Source organism: Micromonospora sp. NPDC051296 (assembly GCF_040682255.1).
In the GTDB taxonomy this organism is placed as follows: domain Bacteria; phylum Actinomycetota; class Actinomycetes; order Mycobacteriales; family Micromonosporaceae; genus Micromonospora; species Micromonospora craterilacus.
On sequence record NZ_JBFBAO010000275.1, the window covers coordinates 1 to 9,750 of the forward strand.

The following is a 9,750-nucleotide window of genomic DNA, read 5'->3' on the forward strand; positions in this document are numbered from 1 at the left end:
GCCCTGGCAGACAACTTCGGCGGGACATCGACGACCTGCTCGCCATCGGCCAGCAGCCGAGCGGCGATGTGCCGGCCCCGCCGCCCAGCACTTCTCCGGGCGGGGGCTGCGCCGCAACGGCACCCTGTGGAGTTCCTGGGTGGTGGCCGGCCGCCAGCGCAAGGTCTACTACACCGGAGACTCCGGCTACTTCGGCGGCTACGCCGAGATCGGTGCCGAACACGGGCCGTTCGACGTGACGCTGATGCAGATCGGCGCGTACGACCGGGCCTGGCCGAGCATCCACATGTTCCCGGAGGAGGCCGTCACCGCTCACCTGGACCTGCGCGGCGGGCTCTTCCTACCGGTGCACTGGGCGACGTTCAACCTCGCCCTGCACGACTGGGCCGAGCCGGTGAACCGGCTGTGGGCCGAGGCCAAGGCGCGCGACGTCCAACTGGCCGTGCCCCGCCCCGGCGAGCGGGTGGTGGTCGACGACCCGCCGCCGGTCGACGGCTGGTGGCAGGCGGTCGCCTGAGCACCTCAGAGCACGAAGGCGTCGGTCCAGAGGGCCCCGGAGCGGCCGGAGAGCGAATCCAGCATCGCCACCGCCTGCCCGTCGGTCAGCTGGGCCACGAAGTCCACGATGGCCCGGCCGCGGGCCTTGTCGACCCGGTCCGGAGTACGCGGGTGCAGCTCCGCCTCGGCCAGTTCCACCAGGTCGTGCAGCCGCCGGGGCAGCCGGGACTCCTCCTCCGGGTCGAGCAGCCACTCCAGCAGCGCCTCCACCAGGGTGCCGAGCAGCCGGGCCTGGCCCCGCTGATGCAACGCCAGGTCGGGACGGGCCAGCACGAACCGGTGGTGGACGAACTTGAGCACCTGCACCTCGTGCCACTGGGCCGGGGCCAGCAGCACGTGACCGGAGCGTACGGCGGGCTGCTCGACGACGGTGATCGCGTCGACGAACCGGGTGGTCCACCGCGCGGAGAAGCGCGCCACGTACTGCTCCGCCTCGATCGAGCCGTCGAACGGCTGGGCGAGCAGCCCCTCGACCAGTTCCTCCCGGACGTGCTCGATCGCGGCGGCGAACGCGTCGTCGGCGGCTATCCAGCTGTCCTTGCGGTGCAGCTGGCGGCGCAACCGCTCGATGGACGAGCCGGGCCGGCGGGCCGAGGTGGCCAGCGCCGCGTCGGTGATGGCCCGCAGGCTCGCGCCCTCGCGCTGCCAGGCCATCAGCTCGGCGGCCACCGCGCCCTGCTGGAGCACCCCGACCCGGTAGAAGTCCTCCACGTCGTGGATGGCGTACGCGATGTCGTCGGCGGTGTCCATCACCGACGCCTCCACGGTCTGCTGCCAGTCGGCGATCCGCCCGGCGAACGGCGCCCGGGCCTGCCGCAGGTCCTCCAGCTCGGTGCGGTACGCCCCGAACTTCGCCGAGCCGCTGTCCGGGTCGTCCGGCGGCGGGGCCGCCCCGCGCGGCGGCGGGTCGAGCAGCCGCGGGTGCGGGTCGGGGTGATCGAGCCGAGTCCACGGGTACTTCAGCATCGCCGCCCGCACCGCCGCGGTCAGGTCGAGACCGGTGGTCGCCGCGCCACGGATCTCGGTCGAGGTGACGATCCGGTACGACTGGGCGTTGCCCTCGAACCCGTCGGTCAGGCCGAGCCGGTGCCGGGCCAGCCGGTCCAGCACCCGCTCCCCCAGGTGCCCGAAGGGCGGGTGACCGAGGTCGTGGGCGAGCGCCGCCGCCTCCACCACGTCCGGGTCGCAGCCACCCAGCTTCTCCACCAGGTCGCGCTGCCACCCGTCGGCGGTGAGCCGCTCGGCGATCGCCCGGGCCACCTGGGCGACCTTGAGGCTGTGGGTAAGCCGGTTGTGCACCAGCAGGCCGGAGCCGCCGGGGCTGACCACCTGGGTGACCCCGCCCAGCCGGGTGAAGAACGGCGAGCCGACGATGCGGTCCCGGTCGGCCCGAAACGGGCTGGCCGCGAGGTCGCCGAGGGCCCGGGCGCTGCCGCCGAAGAGCCGTCGGGCGCGCGGCTCCACAGGTGCTTCCATGATCGCCACGCTAGCCCGGCACAATGCACGACGGAACCCACACCAGAAGGCGGAGCCACATCGTGACCCTCTCTGTTCATCAGCGCATCGCCGAGGAGCTCGGCGTCGCCGAGCGCCAGGTACGCGCGGCCGTGGAGCTGCTCGACGGCGGCGCCACCGTGCCGTTCATCGCGCGCTACCGCAAGGAGGCCACCGGGCTGCTCGACGACACCCAGCTGCGCACCCTGGAGGAGCGTCTGCGCTACCTGCGTGAGCTGGACGAGCGGCGGGCGGCGGTGCTGGAGTCGATCCGCGCCCAGGGCAAGCTGGACGAGGCCCTGGAAGCGCAGATCATGGCGGCCGACTCGAAGTCCCGCCTGGAGGACATCTACCTGCCGTACAAGCCCAAGCGGCGGACCCGGGCGCAGATCGCCCGCGAGGCCGGGCTGGAGCCGCTGGCCGACGTGCTGCTGGGCGGCCCGGCGCAGGATCCGAAGACCGTCGCCGCTGGCTACGTCGACGCCGACAAGGGCGTGGCCGACGCCGCCGCCGCGCTGGACGGGGCACGGGCCATCCTGATCGAGCGGTTCGCCGAGGACGCCGACCTGATCGGCACGTTGCGGGAGCAGATGTGGTCGCGGGGCCGGCTGGTGGCCCGGGTACGCGAGGGGCAGGAGACGGCCGGGGCGAAGTTCGCCGACTACTTCGACTTCGCCGAGCCGTACCCGAAGCTGCCCTCGCACCGGATCCTGGCGATGCTGCGGGGCGAGAAGGAGGGCGTGCTCGACCTGACCATGGACCCGGAGGCCGACGGCGACGCCGACGCGGTCGTCACCGGGCCGACCCGGTACGAGGCCGCGATCGCCGGCCGGTTCGGGGTCACCGACCAGGGGCGGCCCGCCGACAAGTGGCTCGGCGACACGGTGCGCTGGGCGTGGCGGACCCGGATCCTGATCCACCTCGGGGCGGACCTGCGGATGCGGCTGTGGCAGGCGGCGGAGGAGGAGGCCGTCCGGGTCTTCGCCACCAATCTGCGCGATCTGCTGCTGGCCGCGCCGGCCGGTGCCCGGCCCACCATGGGGCTGGACCCGGGCCTGCGTACCGGGGTGAAGGTGGCCGTGGTGGACGCCACCGGCAAGGTGGTCGCCACCGACACCATCTACCCGCACGAGCCGCGCCGGCAGTGGGACGCCTCGATCGAGACCCTGGCCCGGCTCGCTGCGGCGCACCAGGTCGAGCTGGTGGCGATCGGTAACGGTACGGCCAGCCGGGAGACCGACAAGCTCGCCGGTGACCTGATCAAGCGTTTCCCGCAGCTGAAGCTGACCAAGGTGGTGGTGTCCGAGGCCGGCGCGTCGGTCTACTCCGCCTCCGCGTACGCGGCGCAGGAGCTGCCCGGGCTGGACGTGTCGCTGCGCGGGGCGGTCTCCATCGCCCGCCGGTTGCAGGACCCGCTCGCCGAGCTCGTCAAGATCGACCCCCGTTCGATCGGCGTCGGGCAGTACCAGCACGACCTGTCCGAGGTGAAGCTGTCCCGGTCGCTGGACGCGGTGGTGGAGGACTGCGTCAACGGCGTCGGGGTGGACGTGAACACCGCCTCGGCGCCGCTGCTGACCCGGGTCTCCGGCATCGGTGCCGGTCTCGCCGAGAACATCGTGCTGCACCGGGACGCCAACGGTCCGTTCCGTACCCGGGCCGACCTGCGCAAGGTGCCCCGGCTGGGGCCGAAGGCGTTCGAGCAGTGCGCCGGCTTCCTGCGCATCCCCGACGGCGCCGACCCGCTGGACTCCTCCAGCGTGCACCCGGAGGCGTACCCGGTGGTGCGCCGGATCCTGGCCAGCACCGGCCAGGAGCTGCGCGCCCTGATCGGCAGGTCGGCGATCCTGCGCGGCCTGCGCGCGACCGACTTCGTGGACGACACGTTCGGCCTGCCCACCGTCACCGACATCCTCGCCGAGCTGGAGAAGCCGGGCCGCGACCCGCGACCGGAGTTCAAGACGGCGACTTTCGTCGAGGGCGTCGAGAAGATCAGCGACCTGACGCCTGGGATGGTGCTGGAGGGGGTGGTCACCAACGTGGCCGCGTTCGGCGCCTTCGTCGACGTCGGCGTGCACCAGGACGGCCTGGTGCACGTGTCGGCGATGTCCCGCACCTTCGTCAAGGACCCCCGCGAGGTGGTGAAGTCCGGCGACGTGGTGAAGGTCAAGGTGCTGGACGTCGACGTACCGCGCAAGCGCATCTCACTGACCCTGCGGCTGGACGACGAGGCGGAGCCGGGTGCCAGCCGGGGCGGTGGCCGTGGTGGCGCCGACCGGCCGGGCCGGGGCGGGCCGGGCGGCCAGGGACGCGACGGGCACGGCGGCCAGGCACGCGACGGGCAGGGCCGGGGCGGCCAGGGCCAAGGCCAGGGCGGGCACGGCCGGGGCGGGCAGGGACGTGGTGGCCAAATGCGCCAGGGCCGGGGCGGCGGGTCCGCGCCCGCCGACGGCGCGATGGCCGACGCGCTGCGCCGCGCCGGCCTGCTCTGAACCTGCCGCCACCAGCGCCACGGCAGGCGGGACCTGGGCGAACCGTCCTGTCCTGCCGTGGGCCGGCGGCCCCGGTCGGTGACCACCTCGGGCCCCTTTGCTCTGCTTCAACCCGCGCACTGGTTTGTCGCCGGAATCGGTGCGTCCGCTGAAGCAGAGCAAAGGGCGCTCCGAGGGCACCCGGGACGCCGACGGGCAGGGGTCGGTGCGTACCGTCGGGGCGTGGTCTCCGAAGACGGCTCGGACTGGCGGGAGGTGCGGCGGCGCGCGGTGCTGGCGCACGCGGCGGCCGACGAGCAGCGCCGCCACGCCGAACAGGCCGAGGCGGCGGCGCTGGTCAGCGCGTTCGTCGTCGAGGCGCGCCGCCGGGGCCTGGCCACCACCCGTCTCGTCGCGCGGTCGCATGACGGCCGGGCCCGCTACCGGACCCGGCTGCGCGGCTGGTACATCGACCGGGGGCGGACCCGGGCGGTCGACGTGGACGGACGTTTCCACCTGCTGACCGTGCCGCGCGCGCTGCGCTCCCGGCTGCTCGGGGCCGACCCGCAGCCCGGCCCGGCCCCGCTGGTGGTCGGCGAGGGCGGCCGGGACGGGGAGTCGGTGCCGCTGCGAATCCTGCTGCAACGTCGACTCGACGCCGGCGACACCGGCCTCTGACCAGCATCGACGACACTCCCGACGGGCACGGCACGCCAATGCGCCGTGTCCTTTCCGTGCCTCCGAGGGTTGAGGTGTCGGGTTACGTGTCGACTGTCGCTATTCGGCCCCAGCGAGCGCGATCGGTCTGATACAACCCGTTTGTCTGCTTTGACCGGTTGACTGACGGAGGTCAGAACGGTGCCCGTACCCTCGGTGACCGCTCCCGTACGCCCACCCCGCCCCGCGCCGGACGATCGGGTCAAGCGGGTGTTCGACGTGATTCTCGCGACCGTACTGCTGCTGCTGACCGCGCCCCTGATGGCGGCGGTCGCGGTGGCGGTCGCCGTGGGCCTGGGCCGGCCGGTGCTGTTCCGCCAGTGCCGGATCGGGCGGGCGGACCGCCCGTTCGAGCTGGTCAAGTTCCGCACCATGCGCGAGCCGCAGGGCACGCTGACCAGCGACGCCGACCGGATCACCCCGCTCGGCCGTTGGCTGCGCGCGACCAGCCTGGACGAGCTGCCCACGCTCTGGAACGTGGTGCGCGGCGACATGAGCCTGGTCGGTCCCCGGCCGCTGCTGCCCGAGTACCTCGGCCGGTACTCCCCCACCCAGGCCCGCCGCCACGAGGTCCGGCCGGGCGTCACCGGGCTGGCCCAGGTACGCGGACGCAACAGCCTCGACTGGGACGACAAGCTCGCGCTCGACGTGGAGTACGTCCGGCACCGCAGCCTCCGCCTCGACCTGTCGATCCTCGCGGCCACGGTCCGCACCGTGCTGCGCCGGGAGGGGATCTCCGCCGCCGGCAGCGCGACCGCCCCGGAGTTCCTCGGGAGCCGGCGATGACCGGCACCATCCACCTCTCTCCGCCGGACGTCGGGCCGCTGGAGGAGTCGTACCTGATCGCGGCGCTGCGCTCTGGGTGGGTCGCGCCGGTCGGGCCGGATCTCGACGCCTTCGAGCGGGAGGTCGCCGCCCGGCTCGGCACCCGTGGTGCGGTGGCGGTCAGCTCGGGCACCGCCGCGCTGCACCTGGCCCTGCTGGGGCTGGGCGTCGGCCCGGGAGACGTGGTGCTGGTACCGACCCTGACCTTCGTCGCCACCGCCAACGCGGTCCGCTACACCGGCGCGCGGCCGATCTTCGTCGACTGCGAACCGCACACGGGCAACGTCGACGTCGCCCTCGTCGCCGAGCTGCTGCACCGGCTGAGGTCGCGCGGCGAGCGGGTGGGGGCGGTGATCCCGGTCGACATGTTCGGCAGCTGCGCGGACTACACCGCGCTGCTGCCGGTCTGCGCCGCAGCCGACGCCCCGGTGCTGGAGGACGCCGCGGAGGCGCTCGGCGCCACCCATGTCGACCGCCCGGCGGGTTCCTTCGGACAGGTCGGCGTCCTCTCCTTCAACGGAAACAAGATCATGACCACTTCGGGCGGCGGCATGCTCGTCGGCGACGACCTGGCGCTGCTCGACCGGGCGCGGCACCTGTCCACCCAGGCGCGTGAGCCGGTGCCCCACTACGAGCACCGGGAAACCGGCTACAACTACCGGCTGAGCAACCTGCTCGCCGCGCTGGGCCGGGCCCAACTGGTCCGGTTGGAGGGAATGATCGACCGCCGCCGGCGACTGCGCGACCGGTACGCCAAGCTCCTCGCCCCGGTGCCCGGAGTCGACCTGATCGGAGCCGAGGACACCGGCTCGAACTGCTGGCTCACCAGCATCCGGGTGGATCGGGAGCGGTCGGGCTGGGGGGCGGCCGAACTCGCCGACCACCTGGCCGCCCGGGACATCGAGACCCGACCGGTGTGGAAGCCGATGCACCTGCAACCGGCGTACGCCGACGCCGAGAGCCTGCTCACCGGGGCCGCCGAGCGACTCTTCGCCGAGGGGCTGACCCTGCCCAGCGGCAGCGCCCTCAGCGAGCGGCAGGTCACCGCCGTGCTGTCGGCGATCGACGAGTTCCTGGCGGCGCGGACCGGGGCTCCGGCGGCGTGACCGTACCCCTGGTGATCGTCGGTTGCGGCGGGCACGGTCGGGAGATCCTGACCATCGCCCGCGCCATGGACGCGGGAGGCGACCCGCCCCGCTGGCGGCTGCTCGGTTTCGTCGACGACCGGCCCAGCGAGGAGAACCTGAAGCGGGTGCACCGGTTGGACCTGCCCTGGCTCGGTGGCATCGAGTGGCTTCGCGACGCGCCCGACGGCACCCACCACGTCATCGGCATCGGTGATCCGCGGATCCGGCGGGCGGTCGCCCAGCGGGTCGACCGCTACGGCCTTCCGGCGGCCAGTCTGGTGCACCCCGACGCGACGCTCGGCGACGATCTGCGGCACGGCCCGGGGTTCGTGGCGTTCGCCGGGGCCCGGGTCACCACCAATGTGACGCTCGGCCGCCACGTCCACCTCAACCAGAACTGCACCGTCGGTCACGACTGCGTACTGGCCGACCACGTGTCGGTGAATCCGCTCGCCGCCGTATCCGGGGAGTGCCGGCTCGACGAAGGGGTGCTCGTCGGCACCACGGCCGCGGTCCTGCAGGGGTTGCGGGTGGGCCGGGACAGCACCGTCGGGGCGGGTGCCTGTGTGGTGCGGGACGTGCCGCCGGGCCTCGTGGTCAAGGGCGTACCGGCCCACTGAAGCGTGGCCACCGGCCGACGAATGCGATGCTTCACTCTCTAAGTCTGAAACCGCCCAAACGGGCTTATTAGGGATGCAACAAGGACAAGGGCGTCTTGCTCCTTCCGCTCGCCATGGGCGGAAGTGATCGACGGAATCAGGGAGCCGCACATGCCGTGGGACACAAAGACCACCCGACGCACGGATGCGGGAACGCGCCGGACCAGGGCGCGGTACCGCGCCCTCGCATTCCTCGCCACCGACACCACGGCCTGGGTCGGCGGGTTCGTCGCGGCCGCCTGGACCCGCTACGAGTTCGCCCTGACCACCACCCAACTCAGCCGCGCGGCCGGCTGCGGCCTGCTCGCCGCCGGACTCCACGTGGCGGTGGCGGCGGCGCGCCGGGTCCGCTCGGGTCGGCATCCGCTCGGCAGCCTGCCGGAGGTCCAGGGACTGGCCGGAACCGCGCTCACCACCGTGGCGGTGATGCTGCTCGGCCTCCTTCCGGTCGCCGAGCGCCCGGTGCCGGCGAGCACCCCGCTGGTCGGCGGAGCGCTCGCCCTGCTGTTCATGCTCACCGTCCGCTTCGCCTACCGGCACCAGCGCGACCTGGCCCTGCGTCCGGACGTCCGCTCGTCGACCCCGGTGCTGCTGTTCGGTATGGGCGACGCCGGCCAGGGGCTGCTGCGCGCCCTGCTCACCGACCCGCGTGGCCGATACCTGCCGGTCGGCGCCCTCGACGACGACCCGGACAAGCGCAATCTCGCTGTCGACGGGGTTCGGGTGCTCGGCGGCCGTGACGACGTGGCCGGGGCGGTACGCCGCACCGGCGCCACCACCGTGATCTTCTCGGTGGCCAACGCCGACGCCGCCCTCATCCGCCAGATCCGGGAGGCCACCCTGAACACCGGGGCGGCCTTCAAGGTGCTGCCACCGGTACGCGACCTGGTCGACCACCGGATCACGGTGACCGACGTACGCGACGTCCGGATCAGCGACCTGCTCGGCCGCCGCCAGGTGGTCGCCGACATGGCGGTCCGGACCAACGGCCTCACCGGCCGGCGCATCCTGGTCACCGGCGCCGGCGGCTCGATCGGCTCCGAGCTGTGCCGCCAGGTGATGAAGGCGAACCCGGGTGAGCTGATGATGCTCGACCGCGACGAATCGGCGCTGCACGCGCTGCAGATGTCGCTCGACGGCCGGGCGCTGCTCGACGGCCCCGAACTGATCCTCGCCGACCTGCGCGACGACGAGGGCATCCGGCGGATCCTCCGGCACCGACGCCCCGAGATCATCTTCCACGCCGCCGCGCTCAAGCACCTTACGCTGCTCGAACGGCACCCGGGCGAGGCGGTCAAGACCAACGTCTGGGGCACCCTGTCGGTGCTGGACGCCTGCCACGACGTGGCGAAGTTCGTGAACATCTCCACCGACAAGGCCGCCGACCCGATCAGCGTGCTGGGCTACTCCAAGCGGATCACCGAACGGCTGACCGCGCACGCCGCCTCGCGCTTCCCGGGCACCTTCCTCAGCGTCCGCTTCGGCAACGTGCTCAGCAGCCGGGGCTCGGTGGTCACCGCGTTCCAGCGGCAGATCGAGACGGGCAACCCGCTCACCGTCACCCACCCGGAGGTGACCCGGTATCTGATGACCCTGCAGGAGGCGGTACACCTGGTCCTCCAGGCGGCCGAGATCGGCCGCGACGGCGAGGCGCTGGTGCTGGACATGGGCGAGCCGGTACGCATCACGGACCTGGCCCGGCAGCTGGCCGACCAGGCCGACAGCGTGGTGCCGATCGTCTTCACCGGACTGCGCCCCGGCGAGAAGCTGCACGAGGACCTGCTCGGCACCGGCGAGGTCGACACCCGCCCGCTGCACCCGCTGGTCGAAGTTCTCCGGCCCGACCAGCGCCATCGCGCCCATCATGCCGCCGCCGAGCAGTGCGGCGGCGACCAACAGCCC

At 73.1% G+C, this 9,750-nt stretch carries 8 protein-coding genes; 7 read left to right on the top strand and 1 reads right to left on the bottom strand.

What is annotated here, in order from left to right; genetic code table 11:
* On the top strand, positions 1-517 hold a 517-nt coding region (locus AB0M52_RS24575), incomplete at its 5' end, for an MBL fold metallo-hydrolase (RefSeq protein ID WP_363957972.1).
* A 5-nt stretch (positions 518-522) separates the two neighbouring features.
* On the opposite strand, the gene dgt is transcribed toward AB0M52_RS24575, so the two are convergent.
* The gene (gene dgt / locus AB0M52_RS24580; RefSeq protein ID WP_363957975.1) at positions 523-2,034 is read right to left on the bottom strand and encodes a dGTP triphosphohydrolase; all 1,512 of its coding nucleotides are present in this window, start codon (positions 2,032-2,034) and stop codon (positions 523-525) included.
* A gap of 62 nt (positions 2,035-2,096) precedes the next feature.
* Between dgt and AB0M52_RS24585 the strand changes: the two genes are divergently transcribed.
* The 6 genes from AB0M52_RS24585 to AB0M52_RS24610 all read left to right on the top strand — a co-directional run.
* Positions 2,097-4,541 (top strand): Tex family protein, encoded by a 2,445-nt coding sequence (locus AB0M52_RS24585; RefSeq protein WP_363957978.1) that lies wholly within the window; start codon positions 2,097-2,099, stop codon positions 4,539-4,541.
* A gap of 222 nt (positions 4,542-4,763) precedes the next feature.
* Positions 4,764-5,198 carry a hypothetical protein gene (locus tag AB0M52_RS24590; RefSeq protein ID WP_363957981.1) on the top strand — a complete coding sequence of 145 codons (435 nt, stop codon included), beginning with the start codon at positions 4,764-4,766 and terminating at the stop codon, positions 5,196-5,198.
* A gap of 180 nt (positions 5,199-5,378) precedes the next feature.
* Positions 5,379-6,023 carry a sugar transferase gene (locus AB0M52_RS24595; protein WP_363957984.1) on the top strand — a complete coding sequence of 215 codons (645 nt, stop codon included), beginning with the start codon at positions 5,379-5,381 and terminating at the stop codon, positions 6,021-6,023.
* Complete coding sequence (locus AB0M52_RS24600; RefSeq protein WP_363957986.1) at positions 6,020-7,168, top strand: aminotransferase class I/II-fold pyridoxal phosphate-dependent enzyme; 1,149 nt, start codon at positions 6,020-6,022, stop codon at positions 7,166-7,168. The genes AB0M52_RS24595 and AB0M52_RS24600 overlap by 4 nt, the downstream gene beginning before the upstream one ends.
* A complete protein-coding gene (locus AB0M52_RS24605; RefSeq protein ID WP_363957989.1) occupies positions 7,165-7,809 on the top strand; it encodes an acetyltransferase in 645 nt (214 codons plus the stop codon). Before AB0M52_RS24600 ends, AB0M52_RS24605 begins: the two co-directional genes overlap by 4 nt.
* Positions 7,810-7,959: 150 nt before the next feature.
* Positions 7,960-9,750: nucleoside-diphosphate sugar epimerase/dehydratase (locus AB0M52_RS24610; protein ID WP_363957992.1), on the top strand; the 1,791-nt coding region annotated here is incomplete at its 3' end.

Coding starts and splice junctions, on each gene's coding strand:
- dgt (WP_363957975.1), bottom strand. CDS start 2,034: ATGGAAGCACCTGTGGAGCCGCGCGCCCGACGGCTCTTCGGCGGCAGC.
- AB0M52_RS24600 (WP_363957986.1), top strand. CDS start 6,020: ATGACCGGCACCATCCACCTCTCTCCGCCGGACGTCGGGCCGCTGGAG.